Consider the following 22,015-nt stretch of genomic DNA (forward strand, 5'->3'; position numbering starts at 1 on the left):
TTTTAACATTCTTGTATAATGTAGCCAGATGGAGATTTAAACCAAACGTGTAATGCTCCCACCGGGATTTGAACCCGGGTCACAGCCTTGAGAGGGCTGTATGCTTAACCGGACTACACTATAGGAGCTTAATCCAAAACAATCTATGTCTCAATTTAAAGGAAAGGTTTTGACTTTACATGAATTTGTTAAACTTTGTGAGTTTGGCAATTTATAGAAAATCTAGTAATATCATTTCATATGGATTTGAAAAAACTTGCTCAAAGACTAGAGTTATCTGATTTTCCTGCGGGTCTAGGTGGATGTAGAATTTCTGAAAACTGCTTTGATTCATGTGCATATGATATTGTAGTTTTTGATGACAAATCAGAACCTGATCAAATTATACAAATTGATAATGAAACTGTCGTTCTTCATCATGGTACATTTTCTGAAAACAATTCAAAAAAACTATTGCAATATGATAACATGCAAATTCTTCAAGATGACTCTTGGGAACTTCGTATGTTTCTCTCAAAAATCAAAGAAAAACGTTCATCTCTGTTTTCTGATTTTGCTAAAAATTCTTTGATTGAATCAATGTTTTGCTGCCAAAAAACTAAAGAAGCAATTGAGAATTCTGATGAATTTGCTCCTTGCTGGCAAAAGTGTGCATCATTTTATTTGGCAGATGCCATCTCATCATTGAATAATCAGAGGTTAGGACCTACGCATCTACTTGACTCTTTAAGAAAATTAAAAAAAACTCTAATCAATGAACACATCTCTGTTGTAACTCAAACAGTTGGAATTGAAAGGGCCACACCTGTCTTACTTGAACGCATGACAAAGTCTACCATCGGATTTTCTGATATGGTTGAAAATAGTAATTCCCAAATCATTCAAAAAAAGCATGACTATTTTTTACAAAATTCGATGATTTCAGATTGCTACTTTTATCTTGGATATCTCAACAAGGAAAATTTCATAAAAATCAAAGACACACTACACAGAAATCCTGATCTTATTCATGTGCTAAAGACTGCATTTGATATTGAGGCTGATTCTAATGTATTGCTACAACAGGCTGATTTAGTTCAAAATTCTTGCAATAGATTACTTGGAGCAGGCTTGGAATAATTCTTCCATCGTCTTGTACTAACCTTTTAAAATAAGTAAGATTATGGTTTGTCATGACAGATCAAGCATGTGGATGCGAAGCTGATAGCGGCGATCCTGATTATGCATGTGATTGTGCAATGCAAGGTCATTGCATCTGTAGTGCAGATTGCAAATGTAATACTGACGTTTGTAAAGAAGCTACTAAAGACATGTAATTGGATTATTCCAATTTTTTCTTTTATTTTTAAAATTACTCTTCGTCTTCTTCAAAGCCCCAAGATTTTACTAACTCTTTTTGGAACTTGTCGTTTTGTTTTGAATCAAGTGCAAATCCACAATTTTTGTGGGTTGGTACAACATTCATTCCATCTAACTTGAATTCTACTTCATACAAGTGAACTTTTGGGCATTCACACATGTCTAACCACTCTCTAAATTTTCCTCTATATTTGCTTATTTGAACAAGGTTGAATAACATTTAACTATCTCTTTTGATAATTTTTTTTAGATTTGAATAAACTGTTTACTCTTTCAATACTTTTGACTGTACTTTTAGGTACATTGATGATTCCTTCAGCATTTGCACAGATCCAATCTGGAGGTGTCGATAAACCTGGAACCTGGTATGTTGGTGAAGGTCTCAAACAAGGTGACTATTTTTCATACAATATGTGCCATGTTGACTACAAAGAATGTGCTCAATTTGGTCTTGATATGTGGATAAAGGGAGACAAGCAAGTTGGTAGCGAAACAAAGTGGTTAGCAGAAGTTGTAGTATATGATGGCAACAAAGTAATTGTTGGTGAAATGGAACTTGGAAAGATTGCACCTGAACCAACTGGCGGAAGTCCTGAATTGGGAGTATATCGTGGCGCATTCAAGTCTTCAGTAGCTTGGTTGTCTGCATTTGCTACATCTGATGGAAGTGCAGGTGGAAAAGGACCTAAAGCATTTAGTGCTACATCTTGGGGAAAGATTGGAAACATTGGTGGTGAACAAGTACTTCCAATGAAAATTGAAACAATTACTGTGCAATCTGGAACTTGGGATACTGTACAAATTGGATGGAAGACTGGTGGATATTCTAGTAAAGTTTGGATTGTAGATGAATTTCCATTTCCTGTAAAAGCACATACTTTGACACATGTCTCAGAAGGTATTCCACCAGCTGAATACAAATTTGAATTATTAAAATATCAAGAGAATGTATCTACTAGTCCATTTTCTGGAATTGTTTCAACTGTTGATACTTTTTCAGCACAAGGATGTGATACTAGCTTTGAAAGAGATACTCAAGTAAAGAAGGCCACCAAAAACTTTGCTTATCAAATTCATGTATTTTATGGACCTGAAGATCCTGTGCAAGGATGTGAAATGCAATGGCTAATCAAATTCATCAGTAAATTTGATGATACAGAATTTTTGAATCAAGTCCAATTTGATGTTCTGGTTGTAGATGATAATTTGACTCCGCTAAGATCCCTTGCTCAAGAAGAAGGCAGGCAATACCTCTATTCTCCATCAGGCCAGTATATTTTGGATATGGTAGTTAAGGAAAAACCAGGAACTGCAAATTATGTTATTTGGATTTATGGCTTGGCCCCTGAAGGACTTGTCCCATCAACTCAAGATGATTATTTGGAAATTCCTATTACAATTTATGGTGATGGAAGCACAGTAACTCCCCCAGTAAGCACAACTCAAAAAATCCCTGAATGGATTAAGAACAACGCTGGATGGTGGGCAGATGGCGCAATTGATGATAACTCCTTTGTTCAGGGTATTCAGTTCCTAATCAAAGAAGGAATTATGCAGATTCCCCCAACTGCACAAGGAACTGGCTCTTCAAATGAAATTCCTTCTTGGATAAAACAAAATGCTGCATGGTGGGCAGATGGCGCAATTGATGATAACTCCTTTGTTCAGGGTATTCAATTCCTAATCAAAGAAGGAATCATGAGCATCTCTTCATGATTGTCTACATTCAAATTGTGAACTAGCTAAACTCAATTGAGGAAAAATGGTTGGACTTTTCAAGCATCCTAAACGTAAAATAAAAAAATTGATCAAAGATGGTGAGTATGGAGACGCAATAAAACTTGGAAAAAGTCTAGAATCTCAATATTCAGATGATCATGATTTTATGTTCATTATGGGCAGTGTCTATTTTTTAGTAGATGATGCAAAAAATGCATTACCATATTTTGAGAAAGCATTTGAGCTAGATGAGACTGACGTTGAGACACTAAAACTAAAAACCAATGTTCATTTGGCTTTGGAACAAAAAGACAAAGCCATAGAGTGCTGCAAACAAGTTCTAAAGATAGACTCTAAAAATTCTGAAGCCCAAAACTTGCTTGAAAAACTAGAAAACTAGTAGATTATTTCTTTTTCATCTGATATGCATTTTCCATTAACCAATCACAAAATGCTGTAACTTTCTCATCAAACTCAGTCCAGATGTGTACTGAGTGAGGCAAAATGTCTATCTTCCAGTTTTTCCCAAAAACTCTGACCCCTTCTTTGTTCTCATACATGTATGCATCTTCTGTTTGAACATCTCCTAAGAACTCCAATGCCTTTTGTTTGATTTGCTCTCTGTCTATTGGAAATCTCTTTCTTTCATAGTCTACGATCAAACTCAAATCCCTTTTCCCATACATCTCAAATTCCTCGATTCTTCCTTCTTTTGGAAAATTCACAACTAGTTTGATGTTGTATTTTTTGCCTACCTCTTTTCCAATATCGACAATTTTGGTGTATCCCATTGCTGGGTTTTTCTTTAAGAGAAATCGAATCTGCGCCAAGTCCTTTTTCAAAGCATCTTGAAGATCTGCAATCAATTCTGAAAATATCATGATTATTTTGAAAAGAAATTCCTATTATAACCATTAATTTTTTCCCAGATTGGTTTTTTTAGAACTTTGGAATGGCTTAGGGTATGGCAATGCCGACTGATGACTCTATGAGAACTGGTGATGAGTCAGAGAGAACTACTGATGTGAACTCATATCAAAGGACATGCATGGACTTTATCGAAGATATTTCTCATGACTATGAGGCATGGGTTGATTATTACAAATTGCCTGAAGATGAAGACAAACGAAGAAGAGAAGGAATTCGTGCAACCATTACTAAAACAAACACTTGGATTGCAAAAGTAGCAACATCGATTCCAGCAATAGATGTTGTAATGAATGACGGTATACAAAAGATGGCAGAATCAACTGCCGGAAAACCTCTCCAAATTGGAGTCTTTGTAAACAAGACTGCAAGTTACACTGAGGCAAAACCTGGAATAATTGATGTAAATGTAAAAGCAACTGCAAGAAAAGGTAGGAAAGTTAGACTGGGATATCACTTCAAAGATGACCGATTTAGGATAGAATCAACATGTGGCGCATACTTGGATGAGACAAATCTGCCCCTAGATGATTTTGAATTTATGGATATACATCTAAAACTTCATGCAGAAAATGCAAAGCAGCGAGATGTCATATCATTTACGGTTACCATTTATGAATTTGAAAATGATGTTGAAACAGAAAAGCGAGGACTAAGTACTATAGTTCACATTGTTTGAATTCTATCTGACAGGTTCTACTTCCATTACTGGCTCTTCCAAGTAATCAATAAACTTGCCAGTGTTCTCTAGTTTTATTGAATTAATCTTTTCTAGATTCTCAAAAGAATTCATCTTCAAGTATCCTTGTGATGCTGTGTATAAAACATCATCGATGTAAAATGTTCTAGCATCTCCCATGCTGTAGTATCTTGAATCACTATCTGAATGAGTGATTGTTCCTTTGATGCTAAATCCATTTGTCTCATCTATATCAAATACATAGAATCCACTCCAGCGGTTGTACTCTGGTGCAAACATCTTTGAAGAAATTCCCTCCAAGCTCTTTGAATCGCTACTTATTGGAATTGAAAGCACGTTTCTTGTCTTATCAAAGAAGAATGCCTTGTGGTTGTGTAATGCTTCAGAATGACTTGACCTGTCTCCAATAATATAGTCATCTACAACTTTGGGGTTCTTTACATCTGCTACATTAAACAATGCAATTTTGACTCCCAATTGCTGAACTCTATCATTACTATCCACTTTGGTGTCTCTGCCCACTCCAATTACATGCTCTTCATCAAATGGATGCAAATAGTTTGAGAATCCAGGAATCTTTAGTTCGCCTAGAATCTTTGGTGTGTCAGTTGATAAATCGATTACAAAGAATGGGTCAATCTGCTCAAATGTTACCAAGTAGAGCCTATCGTCCATGAATCTTGATGAAAATATGCTCTCATCAGGTGCAATGTTTTCTAGTTCTCCAACTATGTTGAGCTGATCATCTAAGACATAGACTGCATTTGATCTGACTGTTCCTTCATGCTGAATGTAATACTCTATTGTGGTTGCAACTCTGAATCTGTCTCCTGACTCATCCATTGAGAACTGGTTAAGTAGTCTTCCTGGGACAGTTCCCTTTGCAACATATTCTATTTTGTCCTCATCAATTGAAATTTTATGAATGATTGTCTTTCTTGTTTCTTCTTGGATTTTTGCATCATACTCATTTAGCGCATCTCTAATTTTTTCAAATAATTCCTCTTTATCTTTTTTGTCCATTTTGTTGTAAAAGTCTTGCATAAATTCAGAAATCTTTACCCATTGTTGGGATGAACTTAGTGATGAATCATTTTTGATATTGTTAATTTGGTTTTGAATGTCAATTGGCAATAGTGGAACAATTACTTCATAGAATCTATCTCGTGATGAGTTTTCATAGAATCCAAATGGCATGTTTTGCTGATATGTCAAGTAGAAATTATTCTCTGAAACATAGAATGAGCCCGTATATCCCATAAGGAATGTCTCAGAGTTTACTGTATCTCCAAAGATATCAATTGCAGTTAATGTGTTAAAGTTTGAAAACTCTTCGACATTATCAAAGTAAAATGCCTCTGGTGTCATGATTCTAACAGAATCCTCCATTATTACTGGGAGTCTTGGGTGTTGGTGGTTGATGTGGCTATTTGTAACAAAATATGCATAGTCTCCAATCATTCGGGCATCTCTGAAATGACCATCAATTGAGTAGTCCTTGAGAATTGTTGGGTTTTCCTTGTCTGAGACATCTACAATCAATGCATGAGTAACTGGACTGTAAGATGGTCTTGGGATAAAGTCAAACTGTGGAATGATCTCTTCGTCACTTTGTCCGTTGTAAAATATCACCAATCTGTCACCGTTGAGGAACATGTTGTGAATGTATTGAGATTCAATGTCTAGGGCAATTTTTAGAATTAATTTTGCGTCTTTGGCAGGATACGCATCAATTATTGAAAGTGTATTTCTTGAAACAATATAGACATACTTGCCATCATTTTTGAGATAGTCTGGCTCATCAACATTTTGCACTTGAACATTTGTTGTTGAATACTCTGCACCTGACTGTCTTTTTTCCATCATCATTCCTGATTCAGGGACTGCAGTTGGCATGGCACTATCAAATGCCATTTCATCAACTGCTGCAAATGTTCTAATCATTCCATCACTGTATACTGTTCTAAACGTTGATGATGCCTCAAGAATTGATGCAAGATCTTCTTGTGATGATATTTTCTTTATGTCGTTTGTTCCTTCAAAAAATTCTGAAATTGATTTGTCTACATAGATAATTTCTGGTTCTGGTACCTCTGTAACTATTCTTGTTTGTGGCTCTTGGTCAAATGTTACGGAATATGTGATACCTGCTGTTACTATTACCGAAATGGCAACTACAATTGGGATTATTATTTTTGAGTTCATTTTTATCATCTTTTTTTGTTTATCCGTTTTAGTGATTACTATTCTTTGGTAGTTTGGGATAAAAGGATTAGTGAAATTGAAATTTTACCAAAGAACTTACATATTCAAGATTCTCCCTATCAAATTTGATGTCAGCTGAAAATCCTGATGACGGACTAACTGAGAAAATCAAAATTCTAGCCACAGATGATGAAAAAATAAAGTCCTTTGGAGAACTGTTTACAAATGATTCTAGCCGTGAAATTCTGCAATTGCTCTTCAACGAAGAGTTGACAGCAAACCAAATTGCACAAAAGACCGACATCTCACTGCAACTGGTAAAATACCATCTTAACAAATTACAAGACTTGGGTGTCGTAAAAATTTCAAAGATTGAAAAAAATTCAAAATCTCAAGACATGAAAGTTTATTCTGCTACAAAATTTAGTATTGTAATTGTTCCTCCAAAACTATCTGAAAAAACTAAAGAAAGCAAACTACTTGTTCGCTCATTTAGACACATCTACAAGGTAGCTGGACTTGCTATTGCAACTGGAGTTTCAGGATTATTGTCACTATCTCAACTGCAAGAAAAATCAATTCCAGTAGATTCCTCAAAACAGTTTGCTGCAACTGAAGACATGTCTAAGCGTCTAGAGTCAGGTGATGAATCTGTTGCTTCTGTCCATGTGGGAGAGCCTGAATCTATTGCTTCTGCTCCTGTTGCCGAATCACAATCACAGGATTTTGCACCACGAAGTTTAGAAATTACTGAAGATGTAATTGATTCTGGTGTAACTCAGATTGATTTGTTTATACCATTTGTAGTAATTACAGTAATTCTTGGCGGATTGACTGCATATTATTTGTGGAAATTTAAAAAATCTAGTTAGTCTAGAGTAACTTCTATTGTTACTCTTTTCTCTTTTGCCCTCTCTTCGCCAGGATATTTTAGCTCAGAAATTTTTTTGCCCAACTCTTCATCTGCAACTAGTTTTGCTTTTCCTAAAAAAACAGAATCATTGTATTGAATTTTTACTTGAGGATTTGCAATTACATTTTGAAACCAATCTCCATCTGGTCTGTGTCTTGAAAAATAGATTTTTCCATTATAGTTTACAGCCCTTAGCATCACTGCATGCTCTTTTCCTGTCTTTCTTCCCTTTGTTACTAGAACCGGCCTAAACAAGTCCTCTGTAATCTTCATGCGTAATTTCTTTCTGTCAAGTAATTTAACCCCATTGCTAGAAATTTCTGATATTTGGTATGATAAGCAAATCTGAACACCTCAATCCATGTCCGTAAAACTAGAAGGAATGCCATCAAACCTGGCTACTGCAGATACCTTTACTGGAAAAAAAGTCATAGATAGAGAAGGAATAGAGTACGGCAAAGTCAAACACATTCACATCAATCAAGACACACTTACCGTATCTGGTGTTACAATCCACCAAGGATTCAACAAAGACTATTTTCTCTCAAATGATTACATTGACAAATTCTCTGAGGAGAAATTACTTCTTTGTAGACCTCCTGTCCGAACAGGAATTCCTGTAATTGATATCGATGGCCGCAAGATTGGCAAAGTAAAGAGATTGCACAGACATCCTGATACCAATGAATTAGAATCAATCGAAGTATCAGATGGATTGATGCATTCAAAGATCCTATCCAAATCAGAAATTTGGGGAATTGGAGAAAAAATCATTTTAAGAATGACCAAAGACGAATTCAAGGAACTTGAATAATCTCTTTTTTTAATTTCTTTTTTCAAAAATCACTTAGCTTTTCTTCGAACAGTTTTCACAAACAGGAATTCCTTCCTGAATTACTACATCTACATTTGATGAGTGACATTTTTGACATAACCCTTTCATGAAGAATACTCTCAAATCACTCTTTAAATTTTTTTATGAATTAGTAATTGAATACTTAGCAATTTATAATTGAAAAATGCGATCTATGTGTTGCATTCCATAGAGACAAAATCACTGACAAAATCATTTGGTGATGTCATTGCAGTAGACGATATCTCATTTACTGTTGAGAATGGTGAGATCTTTGGATTTCTTGGACCTAATGGGGCAGGAAAAAGCACTACTATGATGATTCTAACAACTTTGCTAAAACCTACATCTGGCCAAGCTTTGATTTCTGGATATGATGTAAGAGTTGATGCAAAAAAGGTCAGAGAAAATATTGGATATGTTCAGCAAGAGACTACAGTAGATGAATATCTTACTGGACGAGAAAATCTCTTGTTACAAGCAAAACTAAACCACATACCAAAAAATGAAATTGATTCTAGAATTGATGAAGTTTTAGATTTAATTGAATTATCTGACAAACAAAACGAGCCAGTTGTAACTTATTCAGGTGGTATGAGAAAGAGACTAGATATTGCTGGTGGATTGTTGCATCGACCAAAGGTTTTGTTTCTTGATGAGCCAACAGTTGGGCTAGATATTCAGACTAGACGGAAAATTTGGGAATATATTAAAAAAATTCATGACGAGTTTGAGATGACAATATTTCTTTCAACCCACTACATGGAAGAGGCTGATCAACTCTGCGATAGAATTGGAATAATTGATGGGGGAAAAATTCAGGTGATAGATTCACCTGAAAACATGAAAAATGCTATGGGAAATGAAGTGATCTCTATTGTGACTGAGGATGATTCCAATAGGGACTCTTTCATATCTGAACTCAAAAAAATAGAGCCTATTAACAAAATTAATGAAGACAATTTCAAACTCACTTTGTTTGTATCAAATGGAGCTGAAGTTATCCCCAAAGTATTTCAAATTTCATCAGACATTGGAATCAAGATTACTTCTATCTCATTGACCCAACCCACACTTGATGATGTATTCATATCTTATACAGGTCATGAGATTCGAGACGATGATGTAACGTTTAATCGAAAACGAGAACACGCAAAAATGAAGAGGTTACGTGCATGAATACTTTGATGTGTGATACCTATACAATTTTTTGGAGAGAACTAAAACGATACAAAAAATCCCGCAGTGGTGTTTTAATTCGATTAATACAACCTGCAATCTGGATTATAGTGATTGGAAATACGTTTTCAGGAACTCAACCACTAATTCAATCAGTTGGTTTTGAAGGTGAGTACATTGAGTTTATGGCACCGGGTGTCATTATTCTTACTGCAATTTTTACAAGCATCTTTGGTGGTGTCAATACCTTGTGGGATAGACGATATGGTTTTATGAACAAGGCACTAACATCTCCAATTTCTCGCTCTGCAATCGCACTGGGAAAAATGTCTGCAATATCTCTAATTGCAGCTCTGCAAGCTAGTTTGATTCTGGGAATTGCTTTGGCAATTGGTGTAACGTTTCCAAATCCAATAATGATTGCCCCGATTATGGCAATTGTAATTTTGTTTTCTCTAGGATTTTCAGGAATCTCTGTGATGGTTGCAGCTACTGCAAAGTCTCAGGAGACCTTTTGGGGTGTAATCAATTTCCTTGGAATGCCTTTGTTCATGCTGAGTCCTGCACTGTTCCCCTTGGAACTGCTTCCTGATTGGCTTGCAACAATTGCAAAACTCAATCCTGTAACCTACACAGTTTTGCTTGTAAGGGAGATGATGACTGGTGTTTCTGAGGGAGGGGTGTCTGTATTGCTTAGCCTTGGAATTATCTTTGTCTTTGTATTGGTGATGGTTGGGCTTGCAAGCTATGTGTTCACGCGTGAAGTAAACAAACCATTTTGAGATAAAGTTGACAAAAAATCAAACTATTGTTAACTCTGTTGATCTTTGAGAAATTTTGAAACGACTATCTGTTGACAACAATACCTGCACTTGTAGCAGTCTTTTCTGTAATATTACTATCTAGCACTTTAACTCAATACTCTTTTGCTTTGGGTGACTATGACTTTATTTTGGAATGGGGGGAATTTGGAATATACACACCTGGATATTTTTCATATCCTGAATTTATTGCAGTTGATGAGGACGGAAACTCTTACGTCAGTGATTTAGGAAATAAACGAATTCAAAAGTTCTCAAGTGATGGTCAATACATTACTCATTGGGGACAGAGCGGAAAACTGCCTGGTGAATTTCATTACCCATCTGGTATTGCAATAAGCGGTGATTTAGTTTATGTTGCAGACCAGAGTTTGCATAGAGTTCAAGTGTTTACTATGAATGGAACCTATGTAGATGGATGGGGCAGCAAGGGAATTCATGATGGAGAGTTCAAGTATCCATATGGCATTGCAGCTGATTCAGAAAGTGTCTATGTCGTAGATACTGGCAATCAACGAATTCAAAAATTTACAACTGATGGGGAATTTGTTTTATCATTTGGAACTAGCGGAATGGGCCCAGGACAATTTCTTACAGCAATTGGAATTGATGTTGATGAAAACGGTGATGTCTATGTAACTGATAAAGGCAATCGCAAGATTGAACAATTTGATTCTAATGGAAATCACATAAAGTCATATCAGTTTAATGGACTAGACTATGTATTTTCCCCTGAAGGAATTGCAGTATCTCCTGAAGACAAAGTTTTTGTTACAAATTCCGATAACAACAAGGTTTTGTATCTTCACCTAGATGGTGATTTGCGTTTAGATATCTTTGAGAAGAACGGTCCGTTATCTCAAACCTTTACTAGATTAACTGATGTTGCATTGGGACCAAACGGAGAATTACTGGTAGTAGATTCTGCAGCACACAAGGTAAAATCATTTGAAACTCCCTTTTACTCAGAACCTGCGATAGTTGAAAAAGTAGAAATCATTGCACCTGAAATAACTGAAGATTACACATTTGATGATATTGATCCTACGATCATGGCTCCAAGTGATATGAAATTAGAGGCAACTGATCTATTTACACCAGTATCAATCGGTGATGCGATTGCACATGATTTTCATAGTGGGATAAAGGCAATTTTGAATAACGCTCCTGAAGCATTCTCTTTGGGTGTAAACAAAGTCACCTGGATTGCATTTGATTATGCCGGAAATACTGCTGAAGATTATCAAATCATTACCGTCTTTGCATGTGGAAATGTTTATTCTGACTATAACATGGTAGTTGGCTCCGATGATGGCGATTATCTAGAGGGAACTGCTGCAAATGATCTAATCTTTGGACTAGGTGGAAACGATGTGATTAGCGGTCTTGAAGGAGATGACTGTATCTTTGGTGGGGACGGCGATGACATTATCTTTGGAAATGATGGATCTGACACCATTAATGGAAATGGTGGACATGACATCCTCAAAGGCGAATCAGGATATGATGTGATTTATGGCGGTTCAGGCTCTGATGTGATTGATGGTGGTTCTGAGAGTGATAACTGCTATGACTCACAAGAAAGCATCATTCTAAATTGTAATGACTAGAATTTCTATATAGTTAATAGAGTGATCTTGTTTTCCCGTAATCTATGATTGCTATTTGTAAATAAATTTCAAAACATGTTCTTTCAATGAGAAAACAAATAACATCAATACTTTTGATCGCAACATTAGTTGCTATCGTACCACCTCTTAATGCAAATGCCGATTCTATGCCTGATGCCCCAGATGCAAATGTTGAATTTAATTTGACAGGTGCCGGTGCAACATTTCCCTTTCCACTCATTGATTTGTGGAGAGTTGAATACAACAAAATTTACAACAATGTAAATCTCAACTACCAATCAATTGGAAGTGGCGGTGGAATCAAACAGCACATTGAAAAAACTGTAAACTTTGCAGCATCAGATAAACCAATGAGTGAAAAAGAAAGAGATCTAGCTAAAGGAACATTACACATCCCTGAATCAATTGGCGGTGTAGTGCTAGTTTACAACCTTCCTGAAGTCCCAAACAAAGGACTAAAACTGACTGCAGATGTTGTAGCTAAAATCTTCTTGGGAGAAATTACAAAATGGAATGATCCTGCAATTGCTGCAGAGAATCCAGGTTTGAATTTGCCTGACAAAGAAATAGTTACTGCACACAGATCAGATGGTTCAGGAACAACTTTCATCTTCACAGATTATCTAACAACTGTAAGCCCAAAATGGGATGAACAGATAGGTAAAGGAAAATCTGTTCCATGGCCTTCAGGTCTTGCTGCTGCAGGAAATGAAGGTGTTGCTGGAATTGTAAAATCAACTGCTTACTCAATTGGATACATTGAACTTGCATATGCATTCCAAACAGGAATGAGTTTTGCATTCATTGAAAATGCTGACAAAAGTGCATTTATTGAACCAACATTAGACAGCATCTCTGCTGCATCTAGTGGTGTTGCAAATTCCCTACCTGCAGCTGAAGAAAGCTGGGTTGGAGTATCTCTAGTAAATGCACCTGGTTCAGATTCATATCCACTTGCTAGTTTCACATACCTACTTGTGTATGATGATCTAAAACCAGTTACTAAAAACAAAGAGCAGGCAAAAGCAGTCATTCACCTTATTCACTGGATGATTACAGATGGTCAGGAATTCTCTTCTAGTCTTTTGTATGTTCCACTAGCTGACAAAGTCAAAGAGATAGGAAAGCAAGGACTATCCAAAATAACCTATGATGGTGAAGTACTTTGGGATTATCAGGCATCTGCAGATGGCGGTGCATTAGAAATTCCAAAATGGATTAGAGATAACGCAAAATGGTGGTCAGAAGGACTGATAACTGATCAAGACTATATCAACGGACTACAATTCCTAATCAAAGAAGGAATTCTCAAAGTCTAAACTCTTTTCTTTTTACTTTTATTTTTTGAAACTTGATATTACAAATTTTTATTCTAACTTCTTAGACTGATATTCAAAAAATTTCTCTATATAGCATTACGATGGCTATCTATTGATATATTCTAATTGGATAGAATGAGGATCTAGCTTATAGATAGAATTTCATTTTGATATTCAATGACTATCAAAAACGTACAAAACATTGCAGTGTTTAGCATTATTGCAACAATTGCTTTTGCTACTTTTGCAACTTCTAGTGTATTTGCAGAAGAGGATAGAAAATACAAAATGACTGGTGACATTACTCCTGTACTTACCTTTACATTTAGAGATGGAGTTGAAGTGTATTCATTTCCTGTCTTTAATATGGGTGAAAATCTCATAAGTGATTCAGGCGTATCCTTCTCAGTTGAAGGAACTGTTACCAAATCACCATTGTTGCACGAAGCAATGGATCAGGCATACAAATACAGATTCTCAAACAACGCATTTGATTATCAAATGAAATACTTTGACGTAGATGCGGCTTTTATTAAAGAAGGCAAATCTATCATGTCTATAGATTATAACACCTGTAGAATTGACAACTATCAAGTTGAAACTCTGGATTCCAACGACTATGAAAGCTATTTCAAAGATGTTGGATTTGCAGTTGTAGATAAGATAGACTTTGTATGTAGCGGTGTAGATATAGATAAAAAATTTGTAAAACCTGCCGTATCATTTACTGATTTTGGTGATTCTGGATTCAAGTTTGCAAAGGACACAAAAACTTTTGTGACTTTTATGTATGATAACGGTGCAGAAAAAATTCAATTTCCTGTGTTTAACCTAGTTTCAGCATATGAAGAATCTCAAGAGAATGTTATTGCAGAGTTTAAAGTGGAAGGTGTTTTAGAATATTATCCACTACTATACAAAGCAATTAAGAATTCAAAAGATGTCTCTGGAATGACATATGCATCAAATATAGACTTTGATGCTAAAGTCGAGTTTACTAATGGTGAGGAGACTTTGAGAGGATTCAATTTCAGAGAATGTGTTGTAAGTGATGCTAAGATTGTTACAAAGGCTGACAAAGAAGAAGGCTTTACCGGAAAAAGTGGCTTTGCTGTTGTTCATCAGTTAACCTTTACATGCTCTGGTATTAAGCCCATAAATTCAAACTTTGAAAAACTGTATGGAGATACTCCTATCTGGAAAACCTCCCAACTTTCAAATGTTTACATGGAATCTTTGCAAAATACTGATCAAGGACTAGATGTATTTACAACCTTTACCTTTGCAAACGGCATTGAGACAATAGAGTTTTCAATGTTTAAGCAAAGTGAAGTGTTGACTGCAACTGAAAATGTAAACAATGAAAACGGTAACACGGGTGTTGCTGCAGAAAAGTTTACAAGAAAAACTGTAGCTCCTACCTTGGAATTGCGAGGAATTGTAGGTGATTATCCAATGCTGTATAAGCATGTAGATAATAATCGTAAGATTCAAAGTGTTGCAGGATCTGCACTAAAAGATCTTGTAGACCTTGATGTAGAAATTGTTTCTAATGGTGAAGTAGTTCGTGGATTTAACTATTCTACTTGTAGAGTAACTGATTACACTGTTGAAACAGATCCAAACAACGAAGAGAGCTACATCAAAAATAAGTTTGCATTAGAAAGCATCTTTAACTTTGAATGCCAAGGATATACTCCAAACAATCCAATCTACGATGCAATGTTTGAAATCGAATCTGCAAACAACATTAGTTCTGCAGACCTAAGAAATACCCAAGACTGGGGTAAAGGCTTCTACGTTCAGTAGATTCTTTTCCTTTTTCTTTATTTTATCAAATTGTTGCTAAATGATTTGCATTACAGCTAGCATATCCTGCAATATCGCTAAAATGTGCAGTCAACCAGATGTATGCATTTGCAACTGTTGATGAATCTACAATCCCTGCATGCTTCCAACACAATACTTGAGAGAACCACTCTATCACTGTGTAATTATAGCGATAATATGTTAAATCGTATTCCATCGTAATATTTTTGACAAATTAGATAGTTTTTATCATAAATTCAAGAACTTATGAGTAAATTTTCCTAAAAATTACTCTTCTATGATTATTTTTTGAATATTTTCATCTATGGCTACTTCTGCAATATCTCCTGAATATTCTGCAATTCTTCTCAGGTCTTGTAGAATGAATCTGATTGAAATGGAATTTTTGTCTGTATCTGAAACTTTGGACATTATCTGCCGTTCATCTTCAATCACATCTGCAACCTTCTGTGCAACCTTTTCGCCTTTAATGAAATCTTGATTTTGAACTGCCGTAATTGCTTCTTCAAATACTGTAAGGGATTCTTCAGATAGTCTTTTAATTTTATTGAATAACTTTGTATCTAGTTTTCCTTCGATGAATTTTTTTCTTTTTGCAACATGTGCTGCATGGTCTGCAATCCTTTCAATTCTTGTAACTACTGCTCTATACCCCAGACAATCTGATGGTTTTCTTAGTCCCATGTCTTGTAGTATGTTTTCATTTTCTACTGCTAATACCAGGTTACGTCTCATGTATAATCCAAATCTGTCTACCTCATCATCCATGTTTACCACTTCATCTGCGTGAATATCTTCTTCTTCATCAATACTCTCAACAGCTTCTCTTACCATATTGCTTGCCATAAGATACATTCTCTTGAGAGCTGTCTCAAATGATAATTCTGGAAGGCGAGTTAGAATCTGAATTGAGATTTTCTCTGAACTAGATTCCACGATCTCAGTTCCGATCATACTTGTTCTAACTAATTCCCTGACATTTCTAGTGTGTTCTGTAGGAAGTCTGATTCCCTTTGATTTTATCTCAATGGTGTTGTATCCTCTAAGATATGCTGCAATTATTTTTCTTTTTATAGATTCACCTGATTCTTTTTGACTAGACTGAATGACTGCTATGGTTTTCCCCCCATTGTTGGTCTTTTCATTTGAAAATAGTGTTAATGATTGATTGGAATTCTTAACAATTGTAACGTTTTGCCCAACTTTGATCTTTAATTCCTCTATCCAGTTTTTTGGTAATGAAATAATGTATGTAGAGCCGCCACTGAGTTGCATACGTCTAGTTTGCTTTGAACTTTCAACGGTTTCCAATTAATTTCTATTTGGAAATTTTCCTTTTTACAATTTTGTTGAGGATCTATATAGAACTATGATGTTCTCATAAAATATGATCAGATCCTAGATAACATCACATTTACGCCCAAAATTGTGGGAAAGATAAAACTAAAATCTGAAAAATCTAGCAGACGACCAATCGCTGATAAAATCTTCAAAATTGGTGCAACCGTTGCGGGTGTTTATGTTTTAGTAATGGTAGTGTTATTGGTATTCCAATTATTTTCTGAATCTTATCCCATTTGGGAGGAAGAAGGATTATCTTTTATTTCTGGAACTGATTGGAATGCTGTAGAAGGTCGTGAATCATTTGGCGCACTGCCCTATATTTTGGGAACTTTGGTAACTGCTGCCCTTGCAATGATTATTGGGGTTCCGCTAAGTATTGGAATTGCGATGTTCATTTCAGATGCACCTGCAAAGATTGGAGGCCCTTTAGGATTTATTGTAGAATTGTTGGCAGCTGTCCCAAGTGTAATTTATGGACTGTGGGGTCTCTTTGTTTTTAGAATTTATTTCAAGGATTGGATTGAAACTCCACTTCATGATGTGTTTGGTGATTCTATTTGGTTATTTTCTGGAACTCCTTTTGGTTTGGACATCATTACTGCAAGTGTGATTTTAGCTATTATGATTATTCCAACAGTATCTGCTGTTTCTCGAGAAGTAATGAAGGCAGTCCCTCAACAACAAAAGGAGGCTGCGTATATGCTTGGCGCAACAAAGTGGGAGATGTTCAAGCTTGCAGTATTTCCTTATTCAAAAACTGGTTTGATTGGGGCCTCTATTCTTGGATTAGGTAGAGCTGTAGGTGAGACAATGGCAGTGACTATGCTAATTGGAAATGCAACCGGAATTGCTGCAATCCCATCATCATTTTTCAAACCTAGCCAAACTATGTCTAGTATTATTGCAAATGAATTTGTTGAGGCATCCCCTGCATCACTTCATCTTCCCGCGTTGATTGGTGTTGCATTGGTTTTGTTATTAATTGCAATTGCCATCAATATTGTTGCTCACTTACTAGTTACTAGAATGCTCAAAGTAAAGGAAGGTGCGATTAACAATTGAGCACAACTAATGAAAGAAGACAAGAGTATCGCGCATTATTCAAACAAAATGTAGAGAAACGACTAGTCGTTGATAAAATTGTTAGAATTATTGTTTTTGCTTGTGTAATTATTGCAATAATTCCTTTAGGCAGTATTCTTGTTGAAGTTTTTAAAAATGGAATTGCTGCAATAAGCTATGAATTTTTAACTGCAACTCCTGGTGCAATTGGTTCCGGTGAAGGAGGAATTGGTCCTGCCATTCAAGGAACTCTGATAATTATTGGATTGTCTAGTCTGATTGGTGTTCCGATTGGTGTGATGTCTGGAATTTATCTCTCTGAATATGGCGACAATAAACTTGCTCGTACTATTCGATTCTTCAATGATGTGTTTATGGAATTCCCATCAATCGTTTTAGGAATATTTGCATTCTTGGTGATTGTATTGATTTTAGGACATTTCTCAGTTTGGGCAGGAGCGTTTGCACTGTCTTTGATTATGTTCCCAATAGTTGCTAGAACTACTGAGGAGTCTCTCAAAATGGTGCCTATAACATATCGTGAAGCAGGTACTGCCCTTGGACTTAAAAAATGGGTAATTACATTTAGAATTGTAGTTTCTGCTGCAAAAAATGGAATGATTACTGGAATTTTGCTTTCTGTTTCAAGAATAGGTGGTGAAACTGCTCCATTAATCATGACTATTTTGGGAAGCAGTCAATTCTTTAGCAGTATGGATGTTCCAATGGATGCGCTCCCATTACGAATTTGGAGATTGTCTTTGTTGCCTTATGATAGTGCGCAACTACAAGGCTGGGGATCTGCATTAGTCTTGATCTTCATTATTCTTGGAATCAATCTTGCTGTTAGATACTTTTTTGCAAATAAGAAAAGAAAGAATGGATTATTCGGACAATTAATTAAGAAAGGAGGCAAGACTAAAAATTGACAGCATTGAGCGTTAAACCAACCGATATGGAAACACAGGTTACTTCTGATCCAACTATGACCGTTGATTCTGAAAAATATAAAATGATTACTGAAAATGTCACAATCAGCTATGATGGTTTTGAAGCTGTAAAAAATGTCACAATGAAATTCAAAGAAAAATCTGTTACTGCCTTGATTGGACCATCTGGGTGTGGTAAGACAACATTTCTTCGTTGTCTAAACAGAATGCATGATATGACAAAAAATGCCAAAGTTGATGGTAAAGTGATGATTGATAATATTGATCTTTATGATAAATCAATTGATCCAATTTATCACAGAAGAAAAGTTGGAATGGTCTTCCAAAAACCAAATCCTTTTCCAACAATGTCTATTTATGATAATGTAACTGCTGGACTGAAACTAAACGGCGTTAGAGACAAAAAAATCCTTGATGAAATTGTAGAGGACTCCCTTAAGATGGCCTACCTTTGGGATGAGGTGAAAACTGATTTGAAAAAATCTGCAATTGAATTGTCTGGTGGTCAACAACAACGCCTTTGCATTGCAAGAGCATTGGCAATACAGCCTGAAGTGTTGCTTATGGATGAGCCTGCATCAGCACTTGATCCTATAGCCACCCAAAAAATTGAAGAGACAATTACTGAACTCAAAAAAGAGTATACTATCATTATCGTTACACATAACATGCAGCAAGCAGTTAGGGTTTCTGATTATACTGGATTCATGTATCTTGGTGACTTGATAGAGTTTAGAGAAACAAAGAAACTCTTTACCGATCCTAAAGATGAATTGACTGCAAAATATGTTCAGGGTCAGTTTGGATAATGGCTCGGTTAATTGATCCCTCTTTAGAAAAACTGTCTTTTATTATGGCAGAAATGGGTGATATGGTAATTGAATCAATATCGCTTGCAATAGATTCGTATCTTGATGGGACAAACACGATGGATAAAGTCTTGGCATTATCTGATTCAATCCGCTCCAAATACTATGAAGTAGAAGACTTGACTTTTGACATGTTGCTAAAATTTCAACCAGTAGCTGACGATTTTAGATTAATACGTTCATCTACTGAAATATCTTATGCATTTTCTAGATTTGGTAGGTATGCCTATGATATAACACAAGTACGTGACTTGTTTGGAGATGTTTCAGAATGTACAAACGCATCACTAATTGAATCTACAAAAAAAGTAAAGCATATGATAAAAGAAGCAGTTATGTCATTTGCAGAACTTGATGTGAGAAAAGCAATTAAGATTCGTGAGGATGAAAAAGTAATTGATCAAATCTACAAAGACAGACTTCCTAAACTCATTGAATCAAACAACACCAAATGTGCTCTAGCTGAAGCATTACTCTTACGATATCTAGAACGTATTGGTGATCATGCTGTGTTTATGAGTGATGCAATTAACTACATCGTTACTGGAAAACACAGACCTAGTGAGGCTAGAATTGCATCTCATACAAAGTCTGACTAGGCGTACCTTGATTTTTATTCAACCAAAAATTGGCTGAAATATTCAAATGGAAATTCTAGAATTAATTCAAGCTAATCTTCTTACTCCAATAATTCTTTTCTTCTTATTTGGGATTATTGCTGCTAGAATAAAATCTGACTTGAAAATTCCTGAAGCAATTTCAGAATTCCTACCAATCTATCTCTTGGCAGCAATCGGTCTTCATGGTGGAATAGAGATGCGTAACACTGGATTTGAAAACATGTTGATTCCAATGTTTGTTGCAATTGGACTTTCATTATTATTTACATTAAATCACTATCAAATTCTCAGACGATTAGGAAAATTCAACATCTTTGATTCTTATGCACTTGCATCAACTTATGGTGCAGTTGGCGCAGTCCATTTTTCAGTTGGCTTGTCATTTTTGAAAAATCAAGGCGTTTCATCTGAAGGATATATTGCAGCAATTCTTGCGGTGCTAGAACCACTTGCCTTCATTTTAGCAATATTTATGACAAATATGGCAGTATCAAAACAGATCAAAGCAAAGAAGCAGTCTTTTTCAGATGATGATACTGAAATTGATGTTGGATTAAACCAAACAAAGACAAAACTCTCAAAAGTGCTACATGAATCCATAACTGGAAAAGCAATTGTAATTCTTCTAGGAAGTATAGTGATTGGTTATATCATAGGTAAAGATGGATTTGAACCCATCAAGATTGTATTTGATGATATGTTTACTGGTGCAATAGTAATTTTCATGATTGAGATGGGAATCATTGCCGGTCAAAGGCTTGATGACATCAAAAAAGTAGGCATTTTCCTTACTGGTTTTGCTATACTCATTCCTTTATTCAATGGAATCATTGGTGTTCTAGTTTCAACTGCTCTGGGATTAAGTATAGGTGGTGCAGTAATGTTTGGATTGTTAATGGCTAGTGCCTCATTTATTGCAGCTCCTGCAGTTTTACGCCATGCAATTCCTCAGGCAAAACCAAGTTTGTATATCACATCTGCTCTGGGAATCACATTTCCATTTAACATTATTGTCACATTGCCGATTCTGTTTACAATATCAACACTTATGCATACTGGAGAAGGAACGATAGACTTATTCAATTACATAACTGAGGTATTCTCATGAAACTGTTCAACGTTAAACTGCTTACAATTACTTGTGAGATTTTAGCACAAGAAAATATTATTGGGATACTCAAAAAACATGAAATCACTGGATATACAACTTATGAAGTTGATGGAAATGGTGCACGTGGTTTACGTGGACAGGGATTCAAAAATGAAAAAAATGTCAAAGTTGAAGTAATTATGAGAGAAGAAAAACTACCTGATGTTGTAGAAGAAATATCTCGAACCCTCTTTGCAAACTTTGCTATAGTGCTTTATGTTAGTGATGTTGGCGTGTTACGCCCAGAAAAATTTTAACAACAAGAATCATCTGAACATAAAACTGGAATCTTTTTGCTTGCGTTAGTAACATTTGAGATAAGTTCTGCAAGTTGATTACTTGAAATTGCATACATTGCCTTTTTTCCTTCATCTCTTGATTTTACAATTCCACACTTTTTGAGTGTCTTGAGATGATGTGACACTAATGGCTGATCTTTTTTTAATTTCTCTACAAAATCGTTTACGCACAGTTCTTTGTTTTTTTGTAATAATTCTAAAATCTCAAATCTGGTATCATCACATATGCATTTTAGTAGACTCACTCCATTCATATCAATCTAAA

The 22,015-nt window shown here is 35.6% G+C and carries 25 protein-coding genes and 1 tRNA gene; 18 read left to right on the plus strand and 8 right to left on the minus strand.

Features of this window, described 5'->3' with window-relative positions:
* Window positions 1-53 precede the first annotated feature (53 nt).
* A tRNA-Glu gene (locus tag C6989_RS06145) sits at window positions 54-128 on the minus strand.
* 112 nt (window positions 129-240) lie between these two features.
* Here C6989_RS06145 and C6989_RS06150 point away from each other — a divergent pair.
* Both C6989_RS06150 and C6989_RS06155 read left to right on the plus strand, forming a co-directional pair.
* A complete protein-coding gene (locus tag C6989_RS06150) occupies window positions 241-1,119 on the plus strand; it encodes a hypothetical protein (protein ID WP_182126681.1) in 879 nt (292 codons plus the stop codon).
* A 53-nt stretch (window positions 1,120-1,172) separates the two neighbouring features.
* The gene (locus C6989_RS06155) at window positions 1,173-1,316 is read left to right on the plus strand and encodes a hypothetical protein (RefSeq protein WP_014962771.1); all 144 of its coding nucleotides are present in this window, start codon (window positions 1,173-1,175) and stop codon (window positions 1,314-1,316) included.
* 35 nt (window positions 1,317-1,351) lie between these two features.
* Here C6989_RS06155 and C6989_RS06160 read toward each other — a convergent pair whose 3' ends face one another.
* A complete protein-coding gene (locus C6989_RS06160) occupies window positions 1,352-1,579 on the minus strand; it encodes a hypothetical protein (protein ID WP_182126729.1) in 228 nt (75 codons plus the stop codon).
* A gap of 86 nt (window positions 1,580-1,665) precedes the next feature.
* On the opposite strand from C6989_RS06160, the gene C6989_RS06165 reads away from it, so the two are divergent.
* Window positions 1,666-3,075 carry a peptidase gene (locus C6989_RS06165; protein ID WP_182126724.1) on the plus strand — a complete coding sequence of 470 codons (1,410 nt, stop codon included), beginning with the start codon at window positions 1,666-1,668 and terminating at the stop codon, window positions 3,073-3,075.
* 46 nt (window positions 3,076-3,121) lie between these two features.
* Window positions 3,122-3,478 carry a tetratricopeptide repeat protein gene (locus C6989_RS06170; protein WP_182126682.1) on the plus strand — a complete coding sequence of 119 codons (357 nt, stop codon included), beginning with the start codon at window positions 3,122-3,124 and terminating at the stop codon, window positions 3,476-3,478.
* 4 nt (window positions 3,479-3,482) lie between these two features.
* Here C6989_RS06170 and C6989_RS06175 read toward each other — a convergent pair whose 3' ends face one another.
* The gene (locus C6989_RS06175; protein WP_182126683.1) at window positions 3,483-3,959 is read right to left on the minus strand and encodes a hypothetical protein; all 477 of its coding nucleotides are present in this window, start codon (window positions 3,957-3,959) and stop codon (window positions 3,483-3,485) included.
* An 83-nt stretch (window positions 3,960-4,042) separates the two neighbouring features.
* On the opposite strand from C6989_RS06175, the gene C6989_RS06180 reads away from it, so the two are divergent.
* Complete coding sequence (locus C6989_RS06180; RefSeq protein WP_148703762.1) at window positions 4,043-4,684, plus strand: hypothetical protein; 642 nt, start codon at window positions 4,043-4,045, stop codon at window positions 4,682-4,684.
* A gap of 3 nt (window positions 4,685-4,687) precedes the next feature.
* Here C6989_RS06180 and C6989_RS06185 read toward each other — a convergent pair whose 3' ends face one another.
* The gene (locus tag C6989_RS06185; protein ID WP_182126684.1) at window positions 4,688-6,910 is read right to left on the minus strand and encodes a beta-propeller domain-containing protein; all 2,223 of its coding nucleotides are present in this window, start codon (window positions 6,908-6,910) and stop codon (window positions 4,688-4,690) included.
* 128 nt (window positions 6,911-7,038) lie between these two features.
* On the opposite strand from C6989_RS06185, the gene C6989_RS06190 reads away from it, so the two are divergent.
* Entirely contained in the window at window positions 7,039-7,782 is a 744-nt protein-coding gene (locus C6989_RS06190) for an ArsR/SmtB family transcription factor (RefSeq protein WP_148703760.1), read from the plus strand.
* On the opposite strand, the gene C6989_RS06195 is transcribed toward C6989_RS06190, so the two are convergent.
* Window positions 7,779-8,096 carry a nitroreductase/quinone reductase family protein gene (locus C6989_RS06195; RefSeq protein WP_148703759.1) on the minus strand — a complete coding sequence of 106 codons (318 nt, stop codon included), beginning with the start codon at window positions 8,094-8,096 and terminating at the stop codon, window positions 7,779-7,781. The two genes, C6989_RS06190 and C6989_RS06195, sit on opposite strands and share 4 nt — an antisense overlap.
* A gap of 88 nt (window positions 8,097-8,184) precedes the next feature.
* Between C6989_RS06195 and C6989_RS06200 the strand changes: the two genes are divergently transcribed.
* The 6 genes from C6989_RS06200 to C6989_RS06225 all read left to right on the plus strand — a co-directional run bounded on the left by C6989_RS06200 (window position 8,185) and on the right by C6989_RS06225 (window position 15,435).
* The gene (locus tag C6989_RS06200; RefSeq protein WP_148703758.1) at window positions 8,185-8,637 is read left to right on the plus strand and encodes a PRC-barrel domain-containing protein; all 453 of its coding nucleotides are present in this window, start codon (window positions 8,185-8,187) and stop codon (window positions 8,635-8,637) included.
* Between the two features lie 219 nt (window positions 8,638-8,856).
* Complete coding sequence (locus C6989_RS06205) at window positions 8,857-9,855, plus strand: ATP-binding cassette domain-containing protein (protein WP_148704186.1); 999 nt, start codon at window positions 8,857-8,859, stop codon at window positions 9,853-9,855.
* Window positions 9,852-10,637, plus strand: coding sequence for an ABC transporter permease (locus tag C6989_RS06210; protein WP_148703757.1), 786 nt, complete (start codon window positions 9,852-9,854; stop codon window positions 10,635-10,637). The genes C6989_RS06205 and C6989_RS06210 overlap by 4 nt, the downstream gene beginning before the upstream one ends.
* A 71-nt stretch (window positions 10,638-10,708) precedes the next feature.
* Window positions 10,709-12,286: a 6-bladed beta-propeller gene (locus C6989_RS06215; RefSeq protein ID WP_237087652.1), complete on the plus strand. Its 1,578-nt coding sequence runs from the start codon at window positions 10,709-10,711 to the stop codon at window positions 12,284-12,286.
* A gap of 86 nt (window positions 12,287-12,372) precedes the next feature.
* The gene (gene pstS / locus C6989_RS06220) at window positions 12,373-13,626 is read left to right on the plus strand and encodes a phosphate ABC transporter substrate-binding protein PstS (RefSeq protein WP_148703756.1); all 1,254 of its coding nucleotides are present in this window, start codon (window positions 12,373-12,375) and stop codon (window positions 13,624-13,626) included.
* Between the two features lie 177 nt (window positions 13,627-13,803).
* Window positions 13,804-15,435: a hypothetical protein gene (locus C6989_RS06225; RefSeq protein ID WP_182126685.1), complete on the plus strand. Its 1,632-nt coding sequence runs from the start codon at window positions 13,804-13,806 to the stop codon at window positions 15,433-15,435.
* 25 nt (window positions 15,436-15,460) lie between these two features.
* On the opposite strand, the gene C6989_RS06230 is transcribed toward C6989_RS06225, so the two are convergent.
* Window positions 15,461-15,652: a hypothetical protein gene (locus C6989_RS06230; RefSeq protein ID WP_148703754.1), complete on the minus strand. Its 192-nt coding sequence runs from the start codon at window positions 15,650-15,652 to the stop codon at window positions 15,461-15,463.
* 71 nt (window positions 15,653-15,723) lie between these two features.
* Window positions 15,724-16,767: a PhoU domain-containing protein gene (locus C6989_RS06235; protein ID WP_182126686.1), complete on the minus strand. Its 1,044-nt coding sequence runs from the start codon at window positions 16,765-16,767 to the stop codon at window positions 15,724-15,726.
* 117 nt (window positions 16,768-16,884) lie between these two features.
* On the opposite strand from C6989_RS06235, the gene pstC reads away from it, so the two are divergent.
* From pstC to C6989_RS06265, 6 genes are read left to right on the plus strand one after another with little or no spacing between them, the layout of a single operon-like run.
* Window positions 16,885-17,862, plus strand: coding sequence for a phosphate ABC transporter permease subunit PstC (pstC, locus tag C6989_RS06240; protein ID WP_148703752.1), 978 nt, complete (start codon window positions 16,885-16,887; stop codon window positions 17,860-17,862).
* Window positions 17,859-18,791: a phosphate ABC transporter permease PstA gene (pstA, locus tag C6989_RS06245; RefSeq protein WP_182126687.1), complete on the plus strand. Its 933-nt coding sequence runs from the start codon at window positions 17,859-17,861 to the stop codon at window positions 18,789-18,791. The genes pstC and pstA overlap by 4 nt, the downstream gene beginning before the upstream one ends.
* A gap of 56 nt (window positions 18,792-18,847) precedes the next feature.
* Complete coding sequence (gene pstB / locus C6989_RS06250) at window positions 18,848-19,621, plus strand: phosphate ABC transporter ATP-binding protein PstB (RefSeq protein ID WP_342751992.1); 774 nt, start codon at window positions 18,848-18,850, stop codon at window positions 19,619-19,621.
* A complete protein-coding gene (locus C6989_RS06255; protein ID WP_148703750.1) occupies window positions 19,621-20,280 on the plus strand; it encodes a phosphate signaling complex PhoU family protein in 660 nt (219 codons plus the stop codon). Before pstB ends, C6989_RS06255 begins: the two co-directional genes overlap by 1 nt.
* A 46-nt stretch (window positions 20,281-20,326) precedes the next feature.
* On the plus strand, window positions 20,327-21,409 hold the full coding sequence (locus C6989_RS06260; protein ID WP_182126688.1) for a sodium-dependent bicarbonate transport family permease: 1,083 nt from the start codon (window positions 20,327-20,329) through the stop codon (window positions 21,407-21,409).
* Complete coding sequence (locus tag C6989_RS06265; protein WP_148703748.1) at window positions 21,406-21,708, plus strand: P-II family nitrogen regulator; 303 nt, start codon at window positions 21,406-21,408, stop codon at window positions 21,706-21,708. Before C6989_RS06260 ends, C6989_RS06265 begins: the two co-directional genes overlap by 4 nt.
* On the opposite strand, the gene C6989_RS06270 is transcribed toward C6989_RS06265, so the two are convergent.
* Window positions 21,705-22,004 carry an ArsR/SmtB family transcription factor gene (locus C6989_RS06270; protein ID WP_148703747.1) on the minus strand — a complete coding sequence of 100 codons (300 nt, stop codon included), beginning with the start codon at window positions 22,002-22,004 and terminating at the stop codon, window positions 21,705-21,707. The two genes, C6989_RS06265 and C6989_RS06270, sit on opposite strands and share 4 nt — an antisense overlap.
* Window positions 22,005-22,015: the final 11 nt, after the last annotated feature.

Origin of the sequence: Nitrosopumilus sp. b2, assembly GCF_014078535.1 — an archaeon.
GTDB lineage: Archaea > Thermoproteota > Nitrososphaeria > Nitrososphaerales > Nitrosopumilaceae > Nitrosopumilus > Nitrosopumilus piranensis.

Coding starts and splice junctions, on each gene's coding strand:
- C6989_RS06155 (WP_014962771.1), top strand. CDS start 1,173: ATGACAGATCAAGCATGTGGATGCGAAGCTGATAGCGGCGATCCTGAT.
- C6989_RS06225 (WP_182126685.1), top strand. CDS start 13,804: ATGACTATCAAAAACGTACAAAACATTGCAGTGTTTAGCATTATTGCA.
- C6989_RS06230 (WP_148703754.1), bottom strand. CDS start 15,652: ATGGAATACGATTTAACATATTATCGCTATAATTACACAGTGATAGAG.
- C6989_RS06185 (WP_182126684.1), bottom strand. CDS start 6,910: ATGAACTCAAAAATAATAATCCCAATTGTAGTTGCCATTTCGGTAATA.
- C6989_RS06255 (WP_148703750.1), top strand. CDS start 19,621: ATGGCTCGGTTAATTGATCCCTCTTTAGAAAAACTGTCTTTTATTATG.
- C6989_RS06170 (WP_182126682.1), top strand. CDS start 3,122: ATGGTTGGACTTTTCAAGCATCCTAAACGTAAAATAAAAAAATTGATC.
- C6989_RS06195 (WP_148703759.1), bottom strand. CDS start 8,096: ATGAAGATTACAGAGGACTTGTTTAGGCCGGTTCTAGTAACAAAGGGA.
- C6989_RS06210 (WP_148703757.1), top strand. CDS start 9,852: ATGAATACTTTGATGTGTGATACCTATACAATTTTTTGGAGAGAACTA.
- pstS (WP_148703756.1), top strand. CDS start 12,373: ATGAGAAAACAAATAACATCAATACTTTTGATCGCAACATTAGTTGCT.
- C6989_RS06150 (WP_182126681.1), top strand. CDS start 241: ATGGATTTGAAAAAACTTGCTCAAAGACTAGAGTTATCTGATTTTCCT.
- C6989_RS06180 (WP_148703762.1), top strand. CDS start 4,043: ATGGCAATGCCGACTGATGACTCTATGAGAACTGGTGATGAGTCAGAG.
- C6989_RS06200 (WP_148703758.1), top strand. CDS start 8,185: ATGTCCGTAAAACTAGAAGGAATGCCATCAAACCTGGCTACTGCAGAT.
- C6989_RS06260 (WP_182126688.1), top strand. CDS start 20,327: ATGGAAATTCTAGAATTAATTCAAGCTAATCTTCTTACTCCAATAATT.
- C6989_RS06160 (WP_182126729.1), bottom strand. CDS start 1,579: ATGTTATTCAACCTTGTTCAAATAAGCAAATATAGAGGAAAATTTAGA.
- C6989_RS06165 (WP_182126724.1), top strand. CDS start 1,666: ATGATTCCTTCAGCATTTGCACAGATCCAATCTGGAGGTGTCGATAAA.
- pstB (WP_342751992.1), top strand. CDS start 18,848: ATGACCGTTGATTCTGAAAAATATAAAATGATTACTGAAAATGTCACA.
- C6989_RS06175 (WP_182126683.1), bottom strand. CDS start 3,959: ATGATATTTTCAGAATTGATTGCAGATCTTCAAGATGCTTTGAAAAAG.
- C6989_RS06265 (WP_148703748.1), top strand. CDS start 21,406: ATGAAACTGTTCAACGTTAAACTGCTTACAATTACTTGTGAGATTTTA.
- C6989_RS06190 (WP_148703760.1), top strand. CDS start 7,039: ATGTCAGCTGAAAATCCTGATGACGGACTAACTGAGAAAATCAAAATT.
- C6989_RS06270 (WP_148703747.1), bottom strand. CDS start 22,004: ATGAATGGAGTGAGTCTACTAAAATGCATATGTGATGATACCAGATTT.